23 protein-coding genes and 1 tRNA gene are annotated in these 25,536 nt (G+C 66.1%); 15 read left to right on the forward strand and 9 right to left on the reverse strand.

All coding sequences use genetic code 11. The features are described 5' to 3' along the window. Positions 1-6 precede the first annotated feature (6 nt). Positions 7-450, reverse strand: a complete 444-nt coding sequence (locus EYZ64_RS18230; RefSeq protein ID WP_044524035.1) for a universal stress protein — start codon at positions 448-450, stop codon at positions 7-9. Positions 451-799: 349 nt separating this feature from the next. On the opposite strand from EYZ64_RS18230, the gene EYZ64_RS18235 reads away from it, so the two are divergent. Continuing rightward, positions 800-2,338 (forward strand): glycosyltransferase family 39 protein, encoded by a 1,539-nt coding sequence (locus tag EYZ64_RS18235; protein ID WP_135455411.1) that lies wholly within the window; start codon positions 800-802, stop codon positions 2,336-2,338. A gap of 1 nt (position 2,339) precedes the next feature. Here the strand turns inward: EYZ64_RS18235 and EYZ64_RS18240 are convergent, their stop codons facing one another. Together EYZ64_RS18240 and EYZ64_RS18245 are read right to left on the reverse strand one after the other, a co-directional pair. Next, positions 2,340-3,185, reverse strand: coding sequence for an acyl-CoA thioesterase (locus tag EYZ64_RS18240; protein WP_135460101.1), 846 nt, complete (start codon positions 3,183-3,185; stop codon positions 2,340-2,342). An 89-nt stretch (positions 3,186-3,274) separates the two neighbouring features. Beyond that, positions 3,275-4,231, reverse strand: coding sequence for a LysR family transcriptional regulator (locus EYZ64_RS18245; RefSeq protein WP_286175052.1), 957 nt, complete (start codon positions 4,229-4,231; stop codon positions 3,275-3,277). Positions 4,232-4,295: 64 nt separating this feature from the next. Here EYZ64_RS18245 and EYZ64_RS18250 point away from each other — a divergent pair, with 64 nt between their 5' ends. Further along, positions 4,296-4,883, forward strand: coding sequence for a DapH/DapD/GlmU-related protein (locus tag EYZ64_RS18250; protein ID WP_286175300.1), 588 nt, complete (start codon positions 4,296-4,298; stop codon positions 4,881-4,883). 68 nt (positions 4,884-4,951) lie between these two features. Here the strand turns inward: EYZ64_RS18250 and EYZ64_RS18255 are convergent. From EYZ64_RS18255 to EYZ64_RS18265, 3 genes are all read right to left on the reverse strand, one after another. Further along, positions 4,952-5,022: transfer RNA gene (locus EYZ64_RS18255), tRNA-Cys, on the reverse strand. A 61-nt stretch (positions 5,023-5,083) separates the two neighbouring features. Then, entirely contained in the window at positions 5,084-5,851 is a 768-nt protein-coding gene (locus tag EYZ64_RS18260) for a DUF899 domain-containing protein (protein ID WP_135455415.1), read from the reverse strand. Positions 5,852-5,906: 55 nt separating this feature from the next. Continuing rightward, positions 5,907-7,313: an MFS transporter gene (locus EYZ64_RS18265; RefSeq protein WP_135455418.1), complete on the reverse strand. Its 1,407-nt coding sequence runs from the start codon at positions 7,311-7,313 to the stop codon at positions 5,907-5,909. 156 nt (positions 7,314-7,469) lie between these two features. On the opposite strand from EYZ64_RS18265, the gene EYZ64_RS18270 reads away from it, so the two are divergent. The 3 genes from EYZ64_RS18270 (at position 7,470) to EYZ64_RS18280 (ending at position 10,478) form a co-directional block, all read left to right on the forward strand. Next, on the forward strand, positions 7,470-8,573 hold the full coding sequence (locus EYZ64_RS18270) for a DUF418 domain-containing protein (RefSeq protein ID WP_135455420.1): 1,104 nt from the start codon (positions 7,470-7,472) through the stop codon (positions 8,571-8,573). Between the two features lie 76 nt (positions 8,574-8,649). Beyond that, entirely contained in the window at positions 8,650-9,804 is a 1,155-nt protein-coding gene (locus EYZ64_RS18275) for a sensor histidine kinase (protein ID WP_286175053.1), read from the forward strand. Further along, complete coding sequence (locus EYZ64_RS18280; RefSeq protein WP_286175054.1) at positions 9,801-10,478, forward strand: response regulator; 678 nt, start codon at positions 9,801-9,803, stop codon at positions 10,476-10,478. The genes EYZ64_RS18275 and EYZ64_RS18280 overlap by 4 nt, the downstream gene beginning before the upstream one ends. Before the next feature lie 44 nt (positions 10,479-10,522). Here EYZ64_RS18280 and uvrB read toward each other — a convergent pair whose 3' ends face one another. Beyond that, positions 10,523-12,682 (reverse strand): excinuclease ABC subunit UvrB, encoded by a 2,160-nt coding sequence (gene uvrB / locus EYZ64_RS18285; RefSeq protein WP_135455424.1) that lies wholly within the window; start codon positions 12,680-12,682, stop codon positions 10,523-10,525. Between the two features lie 67 nt (positions 12,683-12,749). Between uvrB and EYZ64_RS18295 the strand changes: the two genes are divergently transcribed. Both EYZ64_RS18295 and EYZ64_RS18300 read left to right on the forward strand, forming a co-directional pair. Continuing rightward, a complete protein-coding gene (locus EYZ64_RS18295; RefSeq protein ID WP_210115671.1) occupies positions 12,750-13,256 on the forward strand; it encodes a ribonuclease FAU-1 family protein in 507 nt (168 codons plus the stop codon). Positions 13,257-13,267: 11 nt separating this feature from the next. Continuing rightward, positions 13,268-13,843 (forward strand): hypothetical protein, encoded by a 576-nt coding sequence (locus EYZ64_RS18300; protein WP_135455428.1) that lies wholly within the window; start codon positions 13,268-13,270, stop codon positions 13,841-13,843. A gap of 11 nt (positions 13,844-13,854) precedes the next feature. Here the strand turns inward: EYZ64_RS18300 and glsA are convergent, their stop codons facing one another. After that, entirely contained in the window at positions 13,855-14,778 is a 924-nt protein-coding gene (gene glsA / locus EYZ64_RS18305; RefSeq protein ID WP_210115530.1) for a glutaminase A, read from the reverse strand. 190 nt (positions 14,779-14,968) lie between these two features. Here glsA and EYZ64_RS18310 point away from each other — a divergent pair, with 190 nt between their 5' ends. Beyond that, positions 14,969-16,516 (forward strand): APC family permease, encoded by a 1,548-nt coding sequence (locus EYZ64_RS18310; protein ID WP_210115531.1) that lies wholly within the window; start codon positions 14,969-14,971, stop codon positions 16,514-16,516. Positions 16,517-16,589: 73 nt separating this feature from the next. On the opposite strand, the gene EYZ64_RS18315 is transcribed toward EYZ64_RS18310, so the two are convergent. Beyond that, entirely contained in the window at positions 16,590-17,324 is a 735-nt protein-coding gene (locus EYZ64_RS18315; protein ID WP_135455432.1) for a FadR/GntR family transcriptional regulator, read from the reverse strand. A gap of 172 nt (positions 17,325-17,496) precedes the next feature. Here EYZ64_RS18315 and EYZ64_RS18320 point away from each other — a divergent pair, with 172 nt between their 5' ends. The 7 genes from EYZ64_RS18320 (at position 17,497) to EYZ64_RS18350 (ending at position 25,526) form a co-directional block, all read left to right on the forward strand. Further along, complete coding sequence (locus EYZ64_RS18320; RefSeq protein ID WP_286175055.1) at positions 17,497-18,537, forward strand: SDR family NAD(P)-dependent oxidoreductase; 1,041 nt, start codon at positions 17,497-17,499, stop codon at positions 18,535-18,537. Further along, the gene (locus tag EYZ64_RS18325) at positions 18,534-19,613 is read left to right on the forward strand and encodes a hypothetical protein (protein WP_135455433.1); all 1,080 of its coding nucleotides are present in this window, start codon (positions 18,534-18,536) and stop codon (positions 19,611-19,613) included. Before EYZ64_RS18320 ends, EYZ64_RS18325 begins: the two co-directional genes overlap by 4 nt. Beyond that, positions 19,606-20,895: a glutamine synthetase family protein gene (locus EYZ64_RS18330; RefSeq protein ID WP_135455436.1), complete on the forward strand. Its 1,290-nt coding sequence runs from the start codon at positions 19,606-19,608 to the stop codon at positions 20,893-20,895. The genes EYZ64_RS18325 and EYZ64_RS18330 overlap by 8 nt, the downstream gene beginning before the upstream one ends. Further along, entirely contained in the window at positions 20,892-22,271 is a 1,380-nt protein-coding gene (locus EYZ64_RS18335) for a glutamine synthetase family protein (RefSeq protein ID WP_135455438.1), read from the forward strand. Before EYZ64_RS18330 ends, EYZ64_RS18335 begins: the two co-directional genes overlap by 4 nt. A gap of 30 nt (positions 22,272-22,301) precedes the next feature. Beyond that, on the forward strand, positions 22,302-23,246 hold the full coding sequence (locus EYZ64_RS18340; protein WP_135455440.1) for an alpha/beta hydrolase: 945 nt from the start codon (positions 22,302-22,304) through the stop codon (positions 23,244-23,246). Then, the gene (locus EYZ64_RS18345; protein WP_135455442.1) at positions 23,243-23,971 is read left to right on the forward strand and encodes an SDR family NAD(P)-dependent oxidoreductase; all 729 of its coding nucleotides are present in this window, start codon (positions 23,243-23,245) and stop codon (positions 23,969-23,971) included. Before EYZ64_RS18340 ends, EYZ64_RS18345 begins: the two co-directional genes overlap by 4 nt. 91 nt (positions 23,972-24,062) lie before the next feature. Continuing rightward, positions 24,063-25,526, forward strand: coding sequence for a flavin-containing monooxygenase (locus EYZ64_RS18350; RefSeq protein WP_135455444.1), 1,464 nt, complete (start codon positions 24,063-24,065; stop codon positions 25,524-25,526). The last annotated feature ends 10 nt before the right edge of the window (positions 25,527-25,536 follow it).

Consider the following 25,536-nt stretch of genomic DNA (forward strand, 5'->3'; position numbering starts at 1 on the left):
TGTGGCTCAGCTGGTGTGGACGATGAGCACGTCGGTCTTCGACCGCCGTGCCACGTTCGCGGGCACCGAGCCCAGCAGCCGGCCGGCGATCGTGCTCAGGCCGACATTGCCGACAACCAGCAGATCCGCCTGGACGTCCTCAGCCAACTCGACGAGGGCGTCGACCGGAGCGCCGACGACGGGCCGCTCCTCGATGTCCGTGGCGCCGGCGGCCTTCGCACGGTCGGTCGCCTCGCGCAGGATGGCGTAGATCGGCGCATTGCCGGCCATCTTGTAGCCCTCGTCCTTGAGCACATCGGCGGCACGCTGATCTTCGCTCTGGGGGAAGTACGCGGTTGCCACGATCAGTTTGGCATTCGAGCCGGCGGCAATCTGACCGGCGCGGTCGACTGCACGCAACGACGAATCAGATCCGTCCGTGCCGACCACCACGGTTCGATACGCGCTCATCAATACCCTCCCACTGTCAGTTGCAACGCCACCCGAGACAGTAACCCGTCGCCCGCTGACCAGGGGTGCGAATCACGACACCCATACGGACAACCGACAACTGGACCCACTTTTGGCGTCCCGAACGGCGAATCGGCACTGATGTTAACCCTCGGGACCGCAAAAACGATGCTGACCGTGACGTAGTCGACGCCGATCGAATCAGGGTTGCCGTCAGGACGATTCGCCGCACGTAGTGACCCAGCTCATCTACACCGCATGCGGTGGGCAATAGTGCTGTCGGAGAGAGCGAGTCGGGCGCCTCAGGTTACTGTTTGCCATGGGTTGAGGGGGTGGCACGGTCGCTGACGTGGATTTATCGCTGAATGAGCACGCCGAGGGCGCGGGCGGGCGAGTCGATCGACAAGCCCGCTTCGACGCCGTGGCGGTGGCCGCATTTGCGGTCGTGCTGAGTGCCGCGGGGGCGGCCCGTCCATCACTGTGGTTCGACGAGGCCGCCACCATCTCGGCGGCTACCCGATCGGTTTCGCAGCTGTGGGACATGATCGGCAATATCGACGCCGTGCACGGGCTTTATTACCTCGGCATGCACGGCTGGTTCACCGTCTTCCCGGTAACCGAGTTCTGGTCCCGGTTCTCCAGCTGCCTGGCCGTCGGCGGCGCCGCAGGCGGAGTCGTAGTTCTCGGCCGGCAGTTCAGCACCCGGACGTTATCGGTCTGTGCCGGAGTTCTTTTCGCGATGCTGCCAAGGATCACGTGGGCCGGTATCGAAGCTCGTTCCTATTCGTGGTCGACGCTGGCGGCGGTGTGGCTGACGGTTCTGCTGGTCGTCGCGATCCGGCGCGACCGCCCTGCACTGTGGGTGTCATACGGTGCGCTGCTGGCGGTTTCGACGGTGCTGAACATCTTCGTGGTGTTGATGGTGGTTCCACACGCGGTTGCCGTCGCAGTGCTCTGCAACCGTCGTCGCACTCGAACCGCCTGGGCCGCGGTCACCGCGGCTGCAGTGCTGGTCGTGGTTCCGTTCGTCCTGTGGTGCCGTTCGCAGAGCTTTCAGGTCGGCTGGATCTCCCCGCCGGGTCTGCACACCGTCACTGAGGTCGCCTTGGAGCAGTACTTCGACCACAGCGTGGCCTTCGCGCTACTGGCGGCCGCCGTTCTGAGCGCACCCCTGCTGGTTCGACGGCTGCGGCCCACCGGTGAGGGCACCCGGCGGCTGATGGTCGTGGCCGCGGCGTGGGTCGTTGGGCCGACCGCAGTCCTGTTGGCGTATTCAGCTGTGGCGCAACCGCTTTACTACCCGCGGTACCTCTCCTTCACCACGCCGGCGATGGCGCTGCTGCTCGCCGTGTGTGTGGTGGCGGTGGCCCGCAGCCGGGAATGGATCACGGCCACTCTGGCGGTGTTCGCCCTGGCCGCGACACCGAACTACATCACCGTGCAACGCGGTCCATACGCCAAGGAGGGCATGGACTTCAGCCAGGTCGCAGACGTCATCTCGGCGCACTCATCCCCCGGCGACTGCGTGATCTTCGACAACACCACCTCGTGGAAGCCGGGTCCGATCCGCCCCATCACCGCCGCTCGGCCGGCCGCCTATGCCGACCTGGTCGACCCCGGTCGGGGTAAGCGGGCCTGGCAACGAAATCGGTTGTGGGATGCCCACCTCGGGATCTGGGGTGTCGCCGACCAGGTGCGCCGGTGCACCGTGCTGTGGACCGTGTCCGAACGCGACGCTTCGGTGCCCAGCAGGCAGAGCGGCCAACGCCTGGCGCCCGGACCGCGACTGGACCGCGCCCCGGCGTATCAGGTACCCGAAAGCATGGGCTTCCACATCGTCGAACGATGGCAATTCAACTTCGCCCAGGTGGTCAAGTCCACGCGCTGAGTCAGTCGCGGCGGCGGCCGAAGTACAGCTCCTGGGTCGTCGAGCACACGAGTTCCCCACCGCGGTTGTAGACGGTGGCGCTGGCCAGGCCGCGCCCGTTGACACCGCTGGGTGAAACCTGGTCGGACAGCACCCAATCCGTCAGATCGGCGGGACGGTGGAACCAGACGGCCAGGTCGATCAACGCCGAGAAAACGGTCACGTGGGTGCCACGCCGCGCCGACAGGGCGGAATCCAACAATGCGGTGCCCGAAAAATACGTCAGCAGACAGCTGTTGATGATCGGATCGTCGGTGACCGGTTCGCCCATGCGCCACCACATCCGGGTGCGCTCCGGCGGTTCCGGCAGATCGATCGCCAGCCGCGGGGGCGGGTCGATGTAACGTCGCTCGATCCACTGCGGGCGCACCCAGAACCCGTCGGCCTCGTCGGCAAACGCCTGCAACTGTTCCTCGACCGGGGGCAGGGTTTCGGGATCGGGCACCGCGGGCCGGGGTTGCTGATAATCCGCGGCGTCCATGGGGACGCTGAACGAGACGAGCGCTTCCAGCAACACCTCGCCACCTTGTCGGCCGATGACCCGGCGGGTGGACAGCGAGCCGCCGTCCCGCAGGTTGTTCACCTCCATCTGCACCGGATACCGGGCGTCCCCAGCGCGCAGCAGATAAACGTGCAGGCTGTGCGGCGATCGGCCGGGCACGGTGCGACTGGCCGCCATCAACGCCTGGGCCGCGATATGCCCACCCACGATGTGATGGCTGGGGTTGTCCCGCTGTTCGGCGACGTAGGTGCCGTCATCCGACTCCACCAGATCGAGGGTGGACAGGATGTCGGCAAGGGGCAGCATGGGCACGGCAGCATTATTCGATGCGGTGTCTTGCTGTTTGCGACGGGGTGGCGATGTGGGTCTCGTCGGCCCCATTGAGCAGTTCAGCGTCAGGGCTCACCGTCTGACCCCAGCTCGGAGACGGAGGCTGCCCACCGCGGCAACCAGACGTTCGGCTCGTGCGGCGAGGTCCGACGGTCTGCACCGAGGTGGGCACGCAACGCGGCCAAGCCGGGGTTCGAGTTCGTCGTGAGCCAGATCAACGAGTGCGGGTAGATCGGTGTCGGGTCGCGCAAGGGTATCCGTCGCAGTCCGTATTGCGCGGGCCAGAAGTAGCGGTCACGTCTACCCACCAGAGTTGCCACACTCGGGTCGTCGCGCAGACGCTCCAACAAGGCCTCGTCACCGAAATGAGGACCGTGGCTGTCAATCGACAATCCGAACGCTCTCGCAAGGTCGTCATAGAACACAGCCCACTCGGCGCCGGGGACGATACCCGGAATCCAGATTCGGAACCCGCGTAGACAGCTCGGCGTCAGGCTGTCCTCGGCAGCAAGCGAATGTTCGGGCCCCACAAGCACTTCGAGTTCGTGGTCGATGGCGCGAGCGGCCACCACACCACGAGGCAGGTCGTCGGACGGCAGGGTGACCGCGCGAAACGAAGCGTCGATCGTTCCCGACTGGACGGCGGACAACGCCCCGCTGAGGTTGTTGTCGAGCAAGGTCACCACTTCGACCCGCACGCTGGGATTCGCGACGTGGAAATCTTGGAATACAACCGACGGTGCGATGCGGCGATGGGTGACGTCAACGCGCAGAACCCGTTTCTGCGACCGGACGGAGTGCCATGCGCGCTCGGCGGCGCGAAGCAACTCACGTGCCTGCGGAAGAAACGCCTGTCCGTCGGCAGACAGGCGTACACCATGGGCAGTACGTACGAATAACGCGGTGCCCAACGCGCGTTCAAGCGCGGCGACGCGTTTCGACACTGCCTGCGGCGTGATGCTCAACTCGTCTGCTGCACCTTGGAATTGGCCTAGTTCAGCCGCAACGACGAAAGTACGCACCCCCTCAAGGTCCAACCGTCAGTCCCCACCGTTGGTTGCGTCGTGCGTGCGTGTCAGTTGTTTGATGCTCGACTACGTTCGCTGCTGGGATCTGTCCATGCCTCATCTGACATCTGGCCGCTTGTACATCGACACACCTGAATGGGCTCAAGTGGCCCGACGGATAGAACAGGTCACAACACTCACATCGCGCCTCAATCTGCTGCCGTTCGATGCGGCGGAGGAACGGGCGGCGCTGCTTGCGGAGGTTTTCGGACAACCTCTCTCGGACACCGTCACGCTCTATCCGCCGTTCTTCACCGACAATGGGCTCAACACCGGCTTCGGCGAAAATGTGTTCGTCAACCAGGGATGCAGATTCATGGACCAGGGCGGCATCTGGATCGGTGACGGAACCATGATCGGTCCGAACACCCACCTCATCACCTCCGGACACCCCGTACCGCCTGCAGAACGGCGAGAGTACATCGTGGCTGCGCCGATAGCGCTTGAGGACAACGTGTGGCTCGGCGCCGGTGTCACGATTCTGCCCGGTGTCACCGTGGGCACGAACTCGGTAGTCGGTGCCGGTGCGGTTGTTGCGTCGGATGTTCCACCCGACACGCTCGTCACGGGACCGGCTGCCGCAACCAGGAAGCAGTGGGGAGACTGACTGCCCTATCCGGAGCCATGCCGCGCCGTCGAAACTGACGACACTGCACGGCTCCGAACGGATCCCAGAGCGAGTGACGGGATTCGAACCCGTGTAAACGGCTTTGCAGGCCGCTTCCTAGCCACTCAGACACACCCGCATCGATTGGCTACTGTGCCAGGCACTCCGGCGCCCGCCCATAGTTTCGATCTCAATGATCACTAACCGTCGGCGTCCCCCACCGGCCTGCCGACCACTGCCCCGCCCTGGGGCCATCCGGCCGGTGAGTCCTCCCACGGTTCCTGCCGCCCGTACGGGGTGAGGTCGAGGAAGGGATATCCCACCGCGGTGTGGTCGAGGCCGCGCGCGAAGGCCGAGTAGGTGTGGAAGACGTCGTCGCCGCGGCGCAGGAAGACGCTGGCGCCCGGCCAGTCACCCCGGAGGTCGTCGTCGCTGAAACCGTCGGCGCGCAACTCATCGGCGGACTTGTAGTTGTATTCGATTGGCGCACGGGCCGGGTCGAGCGTCACGTGGAAGTCGTAGGTGAAGTCACCATCGCGCGACGAGTACCACGGGAACGTCCAACCGTGCGCGTCTCGGTATGCCGCGATGCTCGCGTACGGCGCCCTGGACACGCAGGCGAAGGTGACGTCCTTGCAATGCAGCAGAGCCCGGTCCTGCTCGGTGAACGTGAGATCGGCCGCGGCCGTGCAACTCGGACAACCCTGATCGATCGCGTCGATCCACATGAAGTGATGGATGTAGAGCTGGCTGCGACCCTCGAACAAGTCGACCAGTCGCACTTCGCCGTCGGGCGCTTCGAAGGTGTAGTCCTTCTCCACCTTCACCATCGGCAGCCGGCGCCGCTGGGCGTTGACGGCGTCGCGCAGGTGTGTCACCTCGCGTTCAGCGGCCAGTAGTTTCTTGCGTGCCTCGAGCCACTCGTCCCGGGTGACGATGTCTGGGTAGGCAGTGAGCGTCAGCGTCATCGAATCACTCCTCGTGTCGGTCCTATACGAGTGAGACCCGCGCCAACACCGAAAGTCATCGCTCCTGCGGTGAATCAACCCGGAAGGACCGGAATGAGGCGACCACCCCGACCGCTGCGAGCACCGCGAATGCGGCGAAAAGCCAACGCGCCGGCACCGCATCTGCACTGTCGCTGAGGTTGACGACGACCCCCGCCAAACCCGCTCCGAACGCCCCGCAGATCAGTTGCACGGTGTTGATCGCCGCCGCGGCGGCCGGCCCCTCATCTGGATCGTCCACGCTGCTCATCGCCCACGCGGACAGATGGGGCCAGGCGATACCGATACCGGTGCCGGTGACCACCAGCGCCGCCGCCCACATGGCCACCAGCCACGGCGCCATCCCGTCCCGGATCAACACCGCCCCGGCCGCCAGGCCGATCGCCATCACGACGGGCGCGAACGCCACCGTGCGCACGATCACCCGCCGGTTCTGCAGCGACGCACTCACGATCTCCCCCGCCGTCCAGCCCACCGAGAGCACCGCAGCGAAGAATCCGGCCATCACCGGCGTCAGGTGCGCCAGCCGTTGACCGAACAGCGGCACGTACATGTCGACCATGGTGGCGGCCATCAACACGCCGAGGCTCAGGTAGATCCACTTGAGCGGACCCGGGCCGAATGTGCTGGGCGGCAAGACCGATGCCCCGGCGCGACGGTCGACGAACAGGAACCGGGCCACCAGCACCACCCCGAGCACGAGCAGTGCTGCCGTGGCCCGCCAGTCGTGCGGGATACCGGCCACGCTCACGGCCATGGCCGCCGCGCCCAACAAGGTCAGCGACCGCACCGGAATGCCGGGTGTCGGGGCCGATGCTGCACCGTTGCGGCCAGGAAGCGCGACGGGTACCAGAGCGGCCATGGCGACCGTCAGCACAACGAGCACGCCGAAGGCCCACCGCCAGTGCCCGAATTGCGCGAACAGCCCGCCCGCCGCCGGGCCGATCAAGGTGCCGACCCCCCACATCGCCGATACCAGCGCAGAGGCCTTGGTCCACAACGTATTCGGCAGCGCGGTGTTGATCACCGCATACCCCAGGCCGGCCAGCAGGCCGCCGGCGAAGCCCTGCACGGTGCGCCCGGCGAGCAGCACCTCCATGCTCGGCGCCAGCGCGCAGCCCAGGCTTCCGGCACCGAACACCGTGAGCCCCAACAGATATGCCCTCCGGGGCCCCAGCCGCATCAGCGTCGAATGGACCGTGGTGGCGGCGATCACCGAGGCGACCAGGTACACCGTCGTCACCCAGGCGTAGAACCGCTGACCGCCGATGTCGGCCACCGCACTGGGAAGCAGGCTGATCGTCAGGAATTCGTTGGTGGCATACAGCAGCACACCGCCGGCCAACACGGTAGAGGCGCCCAGATGACGGGCACCCAACAATTGCCGCCAGGTCCCGGTCTCGGGCGTCACGGTATCGGTCACATCGACGACGCTAGAAGCTGAACCGCTGTTGAGGTCAACCCGGGGTGGTGCCGAGCTTCCTCATCGACGCATCACCCCGTGGTAGGAGCGTCGAAATGCCACTTGTCAGACCTTGGAGCGATCCGTCGCGGGGCTGCCTGGTCCTACCGTCGCGCCATGACCAGCCAACGAAGCGTGGACGTGGTGCCACGGATAGCGGCCCTCGACGTCCTCCGCGGCTTCGCACTGGGCGGAATACTCATCGTGAACATCGCGGTGATGTCGAATCCCTCCGGGCTTTCCGCAGGGCCCGTCCGCACCTTGCTGACCGCGTTCTTCTTCGACAAGTTCTACGTTCTGTTCTCATTTCTGTTCGGCTACTCGCTGACTCTGCAATTTCGCTCGGCCGAACGCGACGGCGCCGACGCTCGACTGCGTACGCTGCGCCGCTGTCTGGCGTTGATGGCTATCGGCCTGGTCCACATCGCTTTCTTCTTCGACGGCGACGTACTGTTCGGCTACGGGATCCTCGGATTGATCCTGTTGACTCTGAACAGAATTCGACCCGCTGGGGCGATCCGGTGCGCAGTGATCCTGTATGGAACCTTCGCCCTCGCGCTGACCGTGCACGGCATGTTCGCACCGTCGGCTGAAGTCGTCGACGATCGTGCGGCCGCGAGCCTCCGAGCGGGCTGGCTCACCGCCGCGTCCTATCGATGGGAGGCCTTCTTCGAGCGGTTCGACCTGTTTCTGATCTTCGGGCTCCTCAACGTCCTGCCTTTGTTCCTCGTGGGCTTCGCCGCCGGTAAGGCTCGACTCCTCGAGACGCCGGACAGATATCTGCCGCTGTTACGCAGGTTTCAATGGATCGGATTCGGCATCGCCGCACCGGTCTCACTGCTGATGGCGATCGTGGACAAGCCGCAACTGGCCGGGGTCACCGCACTTCTCGATCTCCCGCTCGCCGCAGCGTATGCGGCGACGATCCTTCGGCTCGCTCACAACAGCCCCAGGCTGGTTGGTACTTTCGGGGCGGCGGGGAAGTTCGCGGCCACCAACTACATATGCCAATCGGTGATCGCCTCGGTGATCTTCACCGGATACGGCTTCGCCCTGGTCGGGCAACTGACGAACTGGCAGGTGCTGGTCATAGCGGCGGCTGTCTACGGCCTTCAGCTCATCGGTAGCCGGATGTGGGCGCGTCGACACCGATACGGTCCGATCGAATGGGCACTCCGCCGGGTCACCTACGGTCGCCGCGAGACGTGGCCCAGGCACTGAGAACAGGCCGCGCGATTCATCCCAGAGTATGAGGACACACCGGTCCGCACTTCCTACAGTCCTAGGTGTGGCAAGCATGAAGCGATCACGCCTCGATCGGATACTCAGCGCGATCGTGTACGCGATGTCGACGTTTCTGTTCGTCATGGCTTGGTCGACTGTTGATGCAACCTATGCGGTGTCATCTGGTGTCCAACCTGTCATTGCCGCGCTGGCAGCACTTCCGCTGGTTGCCATTCGGTCAAATCCCGTTCTCGGTTGGACGATATCGGCAGTGGCCGGGTTGGCGATCCCGCTCGTGTATCCGTCGACCGACGGTGCCTTCCCCTGGCAGATGGTTCATCTGTTGGTGCTGGTGGCCTTGCTGTTCGCAGTAGCCGTCCGTTGCCGCCTTCCAGCGGTCCTGCTGGCCTGGTCGTCGACGTGTCTGCTGCTTCTGGTGAACGCCGCCGGCCAGACAGGTGCGGGTTTCGCCGGCGGGATCACCGTGGTCGTGCTGATCGGGTTGCTGATTCGCGGACTGTTGGTGTCTCGACGACAGCTCGCCAGTCAACGCCGGACCAACGAGTTGGAGCGAGCACGCCGCTCTGTCCTCGAGGAGCGGGCGCGGATCGCACGCGACCTGCACGATGTCATCGCACACCACATGTCGATTGTCGTGGTGCAGGCGCAGAGCGCACCGTACCGCCTCACCTCGGTCACCGAGGAAACCAAGGCAGAGCTCGACGCGATCGGGGCCAACGTACGCGCCAGCCTCAATGAGATACGGGCCGTGCTCGGCGTTCTGCGCAGCGACGATGACGCGACAGAACTGAGCCCGCAGCCCGGAGTCGCGGGAGTCACGGAACTGGTCGAAAACAGCCGTAGCGCGGGAGTTGATGTGTCCCTCAACATTTCCGGGGATCCGCCGCCGATCTCCGAGCTGTCCGGGGTCGCCGTCTACCGGATTGTGCAGGAGTCACTTGCCAACGCGGTCCGACATTGCCCCGGCGCACCGGTCACGGTGACGATGGAGCACGGGCCCGACGCCACGGCGGTGACGGTGAGCAATGGGCCGGCTGCAGTGCCGGGATCAAGCGGGAATTCCTCTGGCGGGCACGGTATCGCCGGCATGCGCGAGCGGGCGGCTGCGATGGGTGGCAGTGTTGACGCACAAACCCGGCCCGACGGCGGATTCGAGGTTCGGGCTCATATTCCTGCGGCTATCCGTACGACACCGGGAGCGCTGTGACGCGGACGATCAAGGTCTTCATCGCCGACGATCAGGCAATGGTGCGTCAGGGATTTGGGGCACTGCTGGCTGCACAGCCTGATATGAGCGTGATCGGCGATGCACCGAACGGACGCGTCGCTGTCTCCGAAGTGAAACGGCTGCGGCCCGATGTGGTCTTGATGGACGTCCGCATGCCGGAGATGAATGGCCTGGACGCCGCGCGCGAAATCCTGTCGATGACCGTGACGCCACCGGTGCGAGTGCTCATGCTCACCACATTCGACATCGACGAGTACGTGTACGAAGCGCTCGGCGCCGGCGCCAGCGGATTCCTGTTGAAGGACGCACCCGCCGACGATCTGATCCGCGCGGTGCGAATCGTGGATGCCGGCGACGCGCTCCTCGCGCCGAGCGTGACGCGCCGTCTCATCGCCGACATCGCCCAGCGCCGTTCGACACCGCGGCCATGGAGCCGGGAGCTGTCAACACTGACGCCACGGGAACAGGAAGTACTCGAACTCATCGCCAAAGGGCTGTCGAACACGGAGATCGCAGATCGCCTTTTCGTCACGGAACATACGGTGAAGACGCACGTCGGCAACGTGTTTGCGAAACTCTCACTGCGCGACCGCGCCCAGGCCGTGGTAGTCGCCTACGAATCGGGTCTCGTCAACCCGCGGTCGGCCGGCTGATCTCCCGGCGATCATTCGCGCACCCGGCTTGCGGCACTTCCGGATCACTTCAGGCCGGCCGCGTCCATCCCCCGCAATTCCTTCTTCAGGTCCTGGATCTCGTCGCGGATCCGCGCCGCCAGCTCGAACTGTAGATCCCGCGCGGCAGTCATCATCTGCTCGGTCAGATCTTTGATCAGATCGGCCAATTCGGCGCGCGGCATGTTGGCGGTGTCTCGGCCCTCCACGATGCCGGCACTGACCGCGCGCCCGGGTTCACCCTGAGCGCGCCGGCCCCGCGAGGCGTTGCGTCCCGAGCCACCGATCTCAACCGACTCAGTATCGTCGGCCTCGCGGTACACCTGGTCGAGGATGTCGGCGATCTTCTTCCGCAGCGGCTGCGGGTCGATCCCGTTGGCCTCGTTGTAGGCGATCTGCTTGGCGCGACGGCGTTCGGTCTCGTCGATCGCATCCCGCATCGAGTCGGTGATCTTGTCGGCGTACATGTGCACTTCGCCGGACACGTTGCGGGCCGCGCGACCGATGGTCTGGATCAGGCTGCGCGTGGAGCGCAGGAAACCTTCCTTGTCGGCATCGAGGATCGCCACCAGCGACACCTCGGGAAGATCCAGACCCTCACGCAGCAGGTTGATACCGACCAGCACGTCGTACTCGCCGAGCCGCAGCTGCCGCAGCAACTCGACCCGTCGCAGTGTGTCGACCTCTGAATGCAGGTACCGGACCTTGATGCCGAGCTCCAGCAGATAGTCGGTGAGGTCCTCGGCCATCTTCTTGGTCAGCGTCGTCACCAACACGCGCTCGTCGCGCTCGGTCCGGGCGCGGATCTCGCCGATCAGGTCGTCGATCTGGCCCTTCGTCGGCTTCACCACCACCTGCGGGTCGACCAGACCGGTCGGGCGGATCACCTGCTCGACGAACTCGCCGCCGGCCTGGCTGATCTCGTACGAGCCCGGGGTCGCCGACAGGTACACCGTCTGCCCGATCCGGTCGGCGAACTCCTCCCAGGTCAGCGGCCGGTTGTCGACGGCCGACGGCAGCCGGAAGCCGAAATCCACCAGGTTGCGCTTACGCGACATGTCCCCTTCGTACATGCCGCCGATCTGGGGCACCGTCACGTGGGACTCGTCGATGACGAGCAGGAAGTCCTCGGGGAAGTAGTCGATCAGCGTCGCGGGTGCCGAGCCGGCCGGGCGGGCGTCGATGTGGCGTGAGTAGTTCTCGATGCCCGAGCAGAACCCGACCTGCTTCATCATCTCGACGTCGTAGTTGGTGCGCATGCGCAGCCGCTGGGCCTCCAGCAGCTTGCCCTGCCCCTCCAGCTCCGCCAGCCGCGCCTCAAGCTCGGCCTCGATCGTCGAGATCGCGTGTTCCATCCGTTCTGGGCCCGCCACGTAGTGCGTGGCCGGGAAGATCCGCAGCGAGTCGACCTGGCGGACGATGTCGCCGGTCAGCGGGTGCAGGTAGTACAGCGCCTCGATCTCGTCGCCGAAGAACTCGATGCGCACCGCGAGCTCCTCGTACGACGGGATGATCTCGACGGTGTCCCCACGCACCCGGAACGTGCCACGGGTGAACGCCACGTCGTTGCGGTTGTACTGGACATCCACCAGCAGCCGCAGCAACCCGTCGCGCGGCACCTCCTGACCGACCTCCAGCTCGACCGAACGGTCGAGGTAGGACTGCGGTGTGCCCAGGCCGTAGATGCAGGACACCGAGGCCACCACGACCACGTCGCGCCGGGACAGCAGACTCGACGTCGCCGAGTGCCGCAACCGCTCGACGTCGTCGTTGATCGAGCTGTCCTTCTCGATGTAGGTATCCGTCTGGGCGATGTACGCCTCGGGCTGGTAGTAGTCGTAGTACGAGACGAAGTACTCAACGGCGTTGTGCGGCAACATCTCCCGCAGCTCGTTGGCAAGCTGGGCAGCCAGCGTCTTGTTCGGTGCCATCACCAGCGTGGGCCGCTGCAGCCGCTCGATCAGCCATGCGGTGGTGGCCGACTTGCCGGTGCCGGTGGCGCCGAGCAGCACGACATCACGCTCGCCGGCCCTGATCCGGCGCTCCAGTTCGTCGATCGCGGCCGGCTGGTCACCGGCCGGGTCGTACTCACTGACCACCTCGAACCGGGCACCGGTGCGGACGATCTCATCGACAGCCCGGTACTCCGAATGCGCGAGCACGGGGTGTTCGGTCGCGAAGGCCATGCTCACCAGCGTAGAACTGCGCACCGACAACTTCCGCCCGCGTTCGCTCCCCGCGTAGGCTTGGCCCATCCACCCGCCCAAACACGAGACATTCGACCTGGTCGCCCGCACGAACACCGACCCAAAAGGCATCGTGCGGGCGGTCGATGTCTACACGGTCGAGCCCTGGGGCCTGTACATGGCCCGGCCGACGCCCGGCCGGGCCCAGTTCCACTACCTGGAATCGTGGCTGCTGCCCTCGCTCGGGCTGCGGGCCACCGTGTTCCATTTCAACCCCGGCCACGAGCGTGACCAGGACTTCTACCTCGACATCGGCAGCTATACCGCCGGCCCGACCAGGTGGCATTCCGAGGACCACTACCTCGACCTGGTGATCCGCACCGGACGCGGCGTCGAGCTGTGCGACGTCGACGAGTTGCTCACCGCGGTGCGGCACGGTCTGCTGAGCCCGGAGATCGGCGAGCAGGCGGTGCAAACCGCGGCCACCGCCATCGAGGGGCTGGCGAGCTGCGGCTATGAGCTAGACCGGTGGCTGTCCGGCAACGGAATGGCCCTCACGTGGCGAGGCGCGTAAGGTCGGGATTCATGAGTTCAGCTAAGTACGTCTGGGGAGCCCTCCCCGCGCTGGCAGGACTGCTCACCGGCGCACTGTTGATTCCCGCTGCGGCACAGGCCGACCCGGAGGCACCGCCTCAGGTCGAGCCGCTGCCCGACCAGCAGCTACACAACGTCACCTACCGCGCCAGGATCGACGGGGTGTCGCGCAACGCGACCATCGCCTACAAGATCGACGACGCCAACATCAACACCGCCGACCCGTCCATGCTGCCGGGCCGGATCTTCGAAGCCACCGGCGTGGTGTCGAATCCGGAGGCGGCCGGAATGGCGGTGCGCATCGACTGGCCGTACTCGGCGAACCTGCACTGCGAGATCCTCGTGGACGACCAGGTGGTCGCCCAGGCCGACACCTTCGTCGCACCGCGGCTGACCCGCCCGAAGGATGATCCCAACTACGGCAGCCTGCCCTGTGGCGCCCCGTTGAACACCCAGGTTCCGGGCAATGTCATCGACACCGCGCCGGCGGGCACCGCTCCCGCCGATTTGGCGCCGGGAGACCCCGCAGTCCCGCCACCCGCGGAACCCGCCCCACCGGCCACCTAGGACCCGACGGCTCAGAACACCGACCAACCGGCACGGCGCGCGAACTCCTCGATGGCAGCGACCCCGCCCGCCGAGTTTCCGGCGCTGTCCAGCGGTGGGCTCCACACGCACACCGTGCCACGGCCAGGCATGACCGCCAGCACCCCGCCGCCGATGCCGCTCTTGGCCGGTAGGCCGATTCGGTAGGCGATATCGCCTGCCGCCCCGTACATCCCGGACATCAGCAGCACAGCGTTCACTCGACGGACGGTCTCCGGATCCAGCACCGCCGAGTCCCCGTCCCGGTCGGCGAGGAACAGTGCGGCACGCGCCAGAGTCCGCACCGACGCGGTGATCGCGCACTGCGCAAAATACTGCGGCAGCAACACATCGATCGGATTGATCAACCGGCCGTGCTCGGCCAGGACATGGGCGATCGCCGAATTTCGGTGATCGGTCGCGGTCTCGGACTGCGCGACCCGAAGGTCCGATGCCGCGACGGTTGGGCCGCCGAGTAGCTCAACCGTCGCGGCCACCGCGTCGCCGCTGTGCATCAACAGCCGGTCGGTCACCACCAGCGCGCCAGAATTCACGAACGGATTCCGCGGCCGCCACTGGTTGTGCTCGAGGTCGGCGACCGAGCCGTATCCGGCATCCGACGGGCCCCAACCCACCGCAGACCAGGCGTCGGGTTCGTGCCGCAGCAGCGCGCACAGCGCGAACAGCTTCGACAAGCTCTGGATGGAGAACCCGACACCGGATTCGCCGACGTGAGCCTCGGCGCCGTCGACCGTGGCGACGGCCATCGCGAATCTGGTCGCGGAGACCTCCGCCAGGGCGGGCACCTGACGACTCACCGTTCCGGACGACGCGGCTCGGCACCCGTGCATCCGGGCCGCGTGCAGGTGCTCTCGCAGCTGCTGTTCAGAAGCCTGGAACAGTCGCGTCGCGGGCATGCACCACCTCCTGCCCCGGGCTTGCCGGGTGCCGATGAGTTAAATCACTACTTTTTAGACCAAAACGGTCCGCGCCGAAATCCGCTCGTGTAAACGTTATGTCACGCGTCAACACTTTAGGTCTATGGGTCTTGTCTTTAGACCTTTTCGCTCATAGTCTCCCGACAATCGATTTGAAAGGCAGGTGGTGATGGCAGTCAGCTACGACCAGGGAACCGGAGCATCAGACTCCGCGCCCGGGCAGCGGCCGGCCACGTTGAAACGTGGAGCAATCGGTCTGGCCGGGGTGGTGTTCATGGTGGTCGCGTTCTCCGCGCCCATCACGGCGATGACCGGGAACCTTCCTGTCGCAGTAGGATTCGGCAACGGACTGGGCGCGCCGGGCGGGTTTGTGATCGCCACGATCGTCCTGTCCATCTTCAGCATCGGGTTCGTCGCGCTGGCCCGTCACATCACGGCCGCAGGCGCGTTCTACACCTTCGTGTCCAGGGCCTGGTCCAAGGTTCCCGGCCTGGCCGCCGGCGTCATGCCCATGGTCACCTACATGACCATGGAGGCCGGCCTCGTCGGGATCTTCTCCGCATTCGCGGATCAGGCGTTCACCGCCCAGTTCGGGCTCGACCTGCCGTGGGAGATCTACGCCGTGGTGGCCCTGATCGCCATCGCGGCGCTGTCGCATTTCGACATCTCGGTAGCGGCAAAGGTTCTCGGTGTCGTGCTGGTGTGCGAGATCGGCATGCTGACGCTCACCGCCGTCGCCGGGCTGGCCCATCATCCCGACGGCATGAGCTTCACCTCGCTCAGCCCGCTGACCGCGCTCAACACGAACGGAGTGGCCGGCGGCGTGGTCGGACTCGGTCTGCTGATGGCGTTCTGGTCATGGGTCGGATTCGAATCGACGGCCATCTACGGCGAGGAGTCCAAGGACCCGAAGCGCATCGTGCCGAGGGCCACCATGATCGCCGTGATCGGCATCGGCGTGTTCTACACCTTCATCTCCTGGGGCGTCGTGGTCGGCAACGGTCCGGCCAAGGCAGTCGAACTCGCATCCGGGCCAACCCCGTTCGACCTGCTCTACGCGCCCACCGAACAGTATCTGGGCCCCTGGGCGGTAACGGTTTTCGAGTGGCTGGTGGTCGGCGGGTCGTTCGCCTGCGCCTTGGCCATCCACAACTCCGCGGCCCGCTACCTGTTCGCATTCGGCCGTGACCGTCTGTTCTGGCACCGGCTCGGAGAGGCGCATCCCAAACATGCCTCGCCGTGGATAGCCTCGCTGACCCAGACCGTGTTCGCGGCGGTGCTGGTGGCCATCTGCTCACTCACCCGATCCGACCCCTACGCAGACCTGTTCGTACTGGTGGCGATCCTGGCCACGCTGCTGTTGCTGATCGTGCAGACCATGTGTTCGATCGCGACCGTGATCTACTTCCACGTCAAGAAGCAGCATCCCGAGACGGCCAGCTGGTGGCGGACCCTACTGGCCCCGATCATCGGTGGCCTCGGCATGGTCTACGTGATCTATCTGATGGCCTCGAACATGCAGGCCGCCGCGGGCGCTGCCTCAGATACGTTGTTCTTCAAGGCCATTCCCTATCTCGTCGTAGGGCTGTTCGCCGGGTCGATGGCGGTGGCCCTGTATCTACGCAAGGCGCGTCCGGAGCTGTACGAGCGCATCGGCAGCACCATCTTCGACGATCACGAACCCGCCTGCGAACCGGATTGCCCCCCAGCCCGGTGACGCAGGCGAGCGCTCGGTGCGACCCACCCCTCCATCGGGTCGCACCGAGCGCACCCATTCCTCAGAGAACGGGTCAGCGCTTGAGCCACGACTCGACGGTATGCCGGGTGTCGTTGATGTGGGCCTCCATCCGTGCGGCGGCCAACTCCGGGTCCCGGTTGTCGATCGCCTCGAGGATCGACTCGTGATAGTCGTTGGCGTTGGGTTCCAGGCGTCCGAAGATCGCACCGACCGGCAGCCACATCCTGCGGCGCGCATCCGCGACGGCGTCCAGCAGGCGGTCGTTCTGTGCGGCCTGCGCGATACCGAGGTGAAATGCCGAGTCCAGGGTTTGGAAGTCGGTGGTGTGCTGAGCCGACTGGTCGTCCATCGCGGTCTGCAGTGCGGACTGCATCCCGTTGAGCAGCTTGTAGAGCTCGGTCAGATCGGTGGCACGACGGCGGTCGGCGGCCAGCCGGGTGGCACCGGTCTCGACGATGATTCGGTAGTCGAACGCATCGCGGACCTCACGCTTGTTGCGGCGCATCTCCCGGCGCATCTCAGCCGGGTCGTACACCGGCGCCTGAACGGTGAAGCCACCGCCCCGTCCGCGCCGGACCGCGATCAACCCCTCGCGTTCCAGCACACCGACGGCAGTGCGCACGGTGGTGCGGGAGACGTCGAGCATGTCGGAGAGTTCACGTTCGGTTGGCAACCGGTCACCAGGACGGAACTGCCCGAGCTCCAGGGCCCGGCGCATCTGGTCGACGACCAGCTCATGGGCCGGAATCTGGCGGACCGGACCCAAAGCTGACTTGGTTGCTGACATGCGTACCCCCTTCTGGTGCACCAACGCTACCCCACCACCCCCGGCAGCCGAATGTATTTGCCTTGCCCAATAGACCATTGGATTTTTAAAGTCCTAAATACTTGACCTTTAGGCCTTTTGGCATGAAACTTGGTGCAGTCCAGGGCAGCTGACCACTCGAAGGGATCGTGGATTGACTAACAAGGTGATCGTCACGGGCGGCGCCGGCGTGATCGGACAAGCGATCTGCCGACGCCTGCTGCAGAGCGACTATGTGCCCGTGGCAGCGGATCTGAAACCTGCCGTCGACGAACTCGACCTCCACGAGGCGGGCCTCGACGGCGCCCTCGCGGTGGCGATGGATGTTTCCGACCGTGGCAGTGTGGCCGAGGCGGTGGGTTCGGTGATCGCCGATGGTGAGACGGTGGCCGGTTTGGTGAATTGCGCTGGGATCCTGCGTGATTCGTTTCTCGGTAGATCAACGACGTTGACCTACAGCGGCGCCAACGCGGTGGTCACCGGCGCCGCATCAGGCATCGGAGCCGCCACCGCAGCCACGCTCATGTCCGCCGGGATCCGGACCATCCGGCTGGACATCCGCCAACCCGACCCGGACCCGCGCTACGGCGAGGACCTACAGGTCTGCTGCGCCGCCGACGTCCGCGACCCCGGCGTGGTGGCGGTGCTGCAGGCCCGCGGCGTCGACACCACAGCCATCAGCTACCTGGTCAACTGTGCGGGCATCATCGACAACACCGGGTTCACCGGGGTGACCCGCGAGCAGTGGACCCGCTGTCTGGAGGTCAACCTGATCGGTGCCTACAACCTGATCGATGCCCTGACCCCGTCGCTGCGGGCCGGCGGCGCCGGTGCCGTCGTCAACATCACCTCGATCGAAGCGCACCGGGTGATCGCGCTGTCCGACCCGGACCCCACGCCTCAGTACGCCGCATCCAAGGCCGGATTGCGGATGCTCACCCAGACCAGTGCCCGCGCGCTGGCGGCCGACGGAGTTCGGGTAAACAGCGTCTCCCCCGGTTTCGTGGCGACGCCGATGGCCGCCACCCACGGCGACACGAGCAGTCTGCCGCCGACACTGGCAACACGCGTGCCGGCCGGCCGATTCGCGAGGCCGGACGAGATCGCCTCGGCCGCAGCCTTTCTGCTCAGCGACCAGGCGACCTACATCACCGGGTCCGACCTGCGGGTCGACGGCGGGTTCGAACTGACGTGAACGCCCCGTCCCCGAAACCGGCGGTCGTATTCTACGAACCCTCGCTTCGCCGCAATGCCCGCGCCGGAAGCTGGGCCGAGTTGGCCCGCGGCACCTTCCGCACCGCCATCGAGCATGTGCAGCGCCAGGATTGGGAGGCCGCGGCGCAACTCGTCGAGGTCTCGGCCGTCGAAGCCGACGAACTGCGCGACATCTACGACCGCTGGCCCGAGGCCACATCGCAGTGGATCCTCGACCACCGGGTCGCCCAGACCGACCTGGATGCCGCGGTGGCCCGGCTCGCCGGTCTGGTCGGGCCTCGGGCGATGGCCGGAATCGGGGCCGAGTGGCCGGACTACACCGACGCCGTCGCCCGGGCTGCCGGCGCCTGCCGGGATCAGGATCCCGCCGCCGGCGATCTGATCGAGTCCGCGCGACGGGTGTGGCAGCAGATCCATGACCGGGCCGTGGACCGGGTGGCCGGCATGGTCGACATCGCGGTCAAGCTGGTCGGCGAATCCTCTCTCGGGCAGCTGTGGGACTTCCTGATGGGTGACTGGTACGAAATCCATGCCCGCCGTTACTCATTGGACAACCAACCGTGGACTGACTCGGCGCACCAGCTGATGGTGGCGATTGTCGACGGTTTCCACGCGCACCTGACCGGAACGGGCCGCCAGGGCGACATCGAGCTGATCGAGGAACCCGGCCGCACCGGTTTCCGCTTCGCTCCCTGCGGATCGGGCGGCCGGGCGCTGGACGGCCGCATCACCGATGGCGTCCCGCGGTCCGGCGCCCCGTTCGAATACGCCGTCACCACCGAGCCGCACGACTGGGCCTGGAACACCGTCGGCATCTGTTCGTACTGCGTGCACTGCTGCCAGCTGAACGAGGTGATGCCGATCGATCGGCTGGGCTACCCCACCCGGGTCATCGACCCGCCGACATGGACGCCTGAGCGGCCGGCGACCTCGTGCACGTGGTGGGTCTACCACGATCCCGCCGACGTACCCGACCACGTCTACCGCCGGGTCGGCCGCGACCCAGCGGTGCGACCGAGCCCGACAACGAGTATCAGGAGTACGCAGCATGACTGACACCGTGGCAACGACGCAGCTCGAGGTCGCCGATTACGATCTGGGACTGCGCGGCAAGCTGATCCGTTCGACCAAGACCTACGGCTCGTCGGGCCTGGCGTTCTGCACGATCGTGTACGGGCTGTCTCTCACCGACGACGTCACCGATACCCCGTTCAGCAACGCGGCCAACGGCTATCCCGACGCACTGCTGGTCCCCGATGAATCCACTCGCATCGCGCTGCCCTGGCGACCCGGGACCGACGCGGTGATCGCTGAACTCGTCGACGCCGACCGCCGGCCGCTCGATCTGTCGCCCCGAGCCGTGCTGGGTAGTCTCGTCGACCGCTACGGCGACCTTGATCTGGACCCGGTGCTTGGCTTCGAGTACGAGATGTGGATCTTCGAGGCCGGCGACTCCCCCACGGCCCTGCTGCCCGGTTTCACGCCCCGCGGCCGCACCGAGAACGCCTACAGCCTCACCCGAGGTGCCGAGATACACAGTCTGGCAACAGAGTTCATCAACCGGATGGACCAGGTCGGCATCGAAGTGGAGATGTTCCACACCGAACTCGGTCCCGGATTCTTCGAGTTCACCCTGGCCCCCGCACCCGCTGTCCAGGCCGCCGACAACGCCGTGCGAGCCCGCCAATATCTGCGTGACCTGTGCGCCGAGCGTGGCATGCACGCGAGCTTCATGGCCAAGCCCTTCGCCGACAAGTCGGGGGCCGGCGGACACGTACATTCCAGCCTGAACCGCGACGGGGTCAATATCTTCGCCGATCCGTCGGGGTCACTGTCCGCCGAGGGCAGCCACTACCTCGCCGGGCTGCTGGACGGAATGGCCGACACCGTGCTCATGCTCAACCCGAATATCAACTCCTATAAGCGCATCGACCCGGAGATGTTCACCCCCACCGCCGCCACCTGGGGTTACGACGACCGCAGCACCGCTGCCCGCGTTCTGCTTCCCAACCGGAAATCGGCCCGGGTCGAGCACCGCAGGCCCGGCGCCGACGCCAACCCTTATGTCGTCGGGGCCGCACTGCTGGCCGCCGGTCTGCACGGTCTGACCAGCGAGCTCCCGCTACCGGACCCCGACGCCGAACCTGCCGAGCTGCCCGGGGACCTGGGCAGCGCGCTGGCCCAGTTCGAGAACTCCGCCTGGGCGGCTGACCTGCTGGGCAAGACGTTCTGCACCTCCTTCGCCGCCACCCGGCGAGCCGAGATGGAACGCTATGAACAGTGGTTGCGCACCACGATCACCACATGGGAACTGCATCGACACCTGGAGCACCAATGAGCACCACGCCATCCGTGTTGACCCTCGACCGGTTCGAGGAGCTGGCCGCCGCCGGCGAGATCACCACGGTGATCTGCGCCGCGCCCGACCCCTACGGGCGCCTGGTCGGCAAGCGGCTGACCATTCCGGCCTTCCGGAGCCTGGGCCTGCAGGGCAGCGGCGTCAACGCCAGCAGCTTCATCTTCGGGGTCGATCTGGAGATGAACCCGCTGGACCTTCCGGTGTCCAACGCCGACAACGGCTGGGTGGACATCCGGCTGGTTCCGGATCTGGCGACGCTGCGCAGGGTCCCGTGGGAGCCGTCGGCCGCCCTGGTGATCTGCGACGCCTATCCCATGGACTCCGACGAGCCGCTCGCCGTGGCACCGCGCACCATCCTGCGCAACCAGCTGGCCCGGGCCCGGCAGCACGGGCTGTCGTTCAAGTTCGCCTCCGAGCTCGAGTTCTATCTGGCCGCCACGCCGCCGAGGCAGGCCTGGGAGCTGGGCTATCAGAACCTCAAGATGATGTCGGACTACCGCTCGGACTATCAGATGATCCAGTCCGCGCGTGACGACTGGTTCATCGAGCGGATCCGCAACCAGATGCCGGAATTCGGTGTGTCCGTGGAGTCCTCGAAGCCCGAGTGGGGTTTGGGGCAGCAGGAGGTCACCCTCGACTACTGCGACGCGCTGGAGATGGCCGATCGGCACGTCCTGTTCAAGTACGGCGTCAAGCAGCTGGCACACGCGGCCGATCTGACGGTCACCTTCATGGCCAAGCCCAAGATCGACGAGGTCGGCTCGTCCTGTCACCTCCACGTCAGCCTGTGGTCCGCCGACGGCTCCGAGCCGCTGTGCTGGGCCGACGACCGGCACGGGATGTCGCAACGGTTCGGCTCGTTCGTCGCGGGCCAGTTGCATCACGCGGCCGAGATCAGTCTGATGTTCGCGCCGACCATCAACTCCTACAAGCGATTCCAGCCCGACCAGTTCGCCGGGACCGCCATTGCGCTGGGCGAGGACAATCGTTCGTGCGCGTTCCGGTTGGTCGGCTCCGGTCCGTCGTACCGGGTCGAGAACCGGATCCCGGGCGCCGACGTCAACCCCTACTACGCCTACGCCGCCACCATCGCGGCGGGCCTCGACGGGCTGGATCATGAGATGGCCGTTCCCGAGATCTTCAACGGGAATGCCTGGACCGGCGACGACATCCGCACCGTGCCCACCTCGTTGCACCGCTCCATCGACCTGTTCGCCGAGAGCAAGATGGCCCGCGCGGCCTTCGGCGACGAGGTCTTCGAGCACCTCTTGGCCTCTGCCCAAAGCGAATTGGAGGCCTTCGACTCCCACACCGTGACCGATTGGGAGTCCCGCCGCTACTACGAACGCGTCTAGTACGCCAACCCACCGACACACAGGAGAACCATGCCGATCGACCCCATCGCCCAGAAGATGCTCGACGACTCCAAGGCCTCCGGCCGCCCCAACGCCCACCTGCTGCCGGTGCCCACCGCCCGGGAGAACTTCGAGAACACCTTCGCCGCACTGGCCAAACCCGCCGTGCACCGCGTCGTGGACCTCACCATCGGAACCCGTGACGGCGTAGGCATCCCCGGCCGGCTCTATCTGCCCACGGATGCCGCCGACCTGCCCCTGACGGTGTACTACCACGGCGGCGGCTGGCTGCTGGGCAGCGTGGACTCCCATGACGCCGCCACCCGGCTGCTGGCCAATGCCTCGGGCAGTGCCGTGCTTTCGGTCGGCTACCGGCGCGGCCCCGAAGCACGCTTCCCCACCGCCGTCAACGACGCGATCGACGCCGTCGAATGGGCCCGCAACCCGCAGTCCGGACTCGGCGTCGATGTCAGCCGGATCGCGGTGGCCGGCGACAGCGCGGGCGGCAATCTCGCGGCGGCGGTCGCGCTGCACTACCGCGACGCCGGGGACCCGGTGCTGCGCCATCAGCTGCTGGTCTACCCCGTCACCACCACCGACCTGGTCCGCGGTATGGACCCCGAATACGACGGCGTGATGCTCGAACGCGATGAGCTGCAATGGCATCAGGACAATTACCTGCCCGGTGCGGACGCCGCGTCGGACCCGCGGGTCAACGTCCTCGACGCCGACCTGTCCGGACTCCCCGCCGCCACCATCGTCCTGGCCGAATGCGATCCGATCCGCCCGCAGGGCGAGCTGTACGAAAGCGCGCTGCGTGCCGCCGGGGTAGCGGTTTGCAGTCACCGGACACCGGGCATGGTGCACGGATTCTTCGGTCTCGACGAGGTGTTCCCGACCGCCACCCCCGCCATGACCTTCGCCGGGCAGCGGCTGGCCGACGCACTGGCGCTGACCGAGCAGCCGGCCCGATGACGCGCACCGCGGTTGTCACCGGCGCCTGCGGCGGCATGGGCTCGGCCACCGTGGCCCGGTTGGTGGCCGACGGGGTGCATGTCATCGCCAGCGACCTCGGTGAGCGGGCAGCTGCCCTGCCACCGGAGGTCGACTACGTCGCGTTCGACCTCCTCAACGGGGATCCAGAAGAGTTGTTCGGCCGGCTGGACGGTCAGGGGCTGGACTACCTGGTGAATGCCGCCGGGGTGGCCCTGTTCGACCGGGACGGCTCCATGCTCGACATCGACGAGTCCGTCTGGGACATCACCCTCGGGGTGAACCTGCACGGCCTGCGCAAGGTCACCAGGGCCGCCGTCGAGCATCTGCGTCGCGGCACCGGCAAGAGCGTCGTCAACGTCGCCAGCACCGCGGGTATCCGCGGTATGGACTCCCCGCTGGACGCCTACCAGGTGAGCAAAGCCGCGGTGGTGTCGCTGACCCGGGCCCTGGCCCTGCAACTCGCGCCGGAAGGCATCCGGGTCAACACGGTCTGCCCCGGGGCGATCCTCACCCCGATGATCGACTACCTCTACGTCGACAATGCGGCCCGCCGGGCCGATATGGAAAACCGGACACCACTTCGGCGCCTCGGCATGCCCGACGAAATCGCCGGCGCCATAGCGTTTCTGCTGTCCGAAGACGCGTCGTTCGTCACCGCCACCGACCTCGTCGTCGACGGTGGCTGGACCGCGCAGATCAAGTAACCAAACCCACCGCCCCAACCGACCGTGGGGCATTGACAACCTCATTATTGGTCTAAATACTGGACCTATAGTTCTTTAGACGGGAGACAGGATGAGCCGGCCAGCAAAACCGCGCGTCGCAATAATCGGATCCGGCTTCAGCGGCATCGCCGCGGCGATCGCCTTGCGCAAGAAGGGCATCGAGGACTTCGTCATCTTCGAGCAGGCCCCAGCACTCGGCGGTACCTGGTACCACAACCGCTATCCGGGTGCCGAGGTCGACCTGGAATCGCACATCTACTCGTTCTCCTACGAGCGGTACGACTGGACCCGCACCCATGCGGGCTGGCAAGAACTCGGCGAGTACCTCAACCATGTCGCGACGAAGTGGGATCTACCGCGGCGCATCCGGTTCAGCGAGAAGGTTGAGGACGTCACCTGGTCCGACACCGACCACACGTACACACTCAGCACCGAATCGGGTACCGACCACGGCCGATTCACCGCGGTGATCAGCGCCGTGGGCTTCCTGAACATCCCGCTGATCCCGCCCTTCGCCCGGGAGCAGGGTGACTTCGGTGGCGCGATCTGCCACACCTCGCGCTGGATCGACGGCCTGGACATGGCCGGCAAGTCGATCGGCGTGCTCGGCACCGGCTCGTCAGCGGTACAGGTGGTCACCGAGGCGGAACGCGTCGGGACCGAGGTCAAGATCTTCCAGATCGAGCCGAACTGGTTGCTGCCCAAGAACAGTCACGACTTCACCCCGCTGCAGCGCCAACTCAACCGGTTGGCACCGGTCTACGCATGGCGGCGGCTGAAGTTGTACCTGGGCTATGACGTCCGGCAGTACGGCTCCAGTCACGCCAAATCCACCGGCCACACCAACCGGCGCAAACACAAGGCCGCAGTGGAGTTCCTCAATCGCGAGCTCGGCGACCGGCCGGATCTACTGGAGCTGGCCACCCCGAAGTTCCCCTTCGAGGGCCGGCGCACCGTCGTCAGCGACACCTACTACGCCTCGCTGCACAGTCCGAAGGTGACCCTTGTCCCCCATGCGGTCAAGGGTCTCACCAAGACCGGAGCTGTCGATGCCAACGGCGACGAGCACGACCTCGACATCATCGTGCTGGCAACGGGATTCGACGCCGCGAACTATCTCGGCAACTACCGCGTCCACGGCCGCGGCGGCGCCGAACTGCACGACCAGTGGCAGGGTGAGCCCGAGGCGTTCCTGGGCATGATGGTGCCGAAGTTCCCCAACTTCTTCATCATGTACGGACCCAACACGAACTCCATCCCGCTGGTGTCCTTCTACGAGGCACAGGCCGCCTTCACTGCCAGCTTGATCGCCCGGGCGGCGGCGACCGGCGCCACCACGATCGAGGTCCGCCGCTCCGCATTCGCCCTCTACAACGAGTGGATCCAGGACCGGCTGTCGAAAACGGTTTGGGCGCAGGTCAACAACTACTTCCAGGCCGGCAGTGGGCGGATCGTCTCGCAATGGCCGTTCGGGGCGACCGCATACATCGCGGCCACCAAGCTGCTGCGCCGCATCGGGGTCCGGCTGTCCTGAACCACCGGAC

Origin of the sequence: Mycobacterium sp. DL99, assembly GCF_004762045.1 — a bacterium.
In the GTDB taxonomy this organism is placed as follows: Bacteria; Actinomycetota; Actinomycetes; order Mycobacteriales; family Mycobacteriaceae; genus Mycobacterium.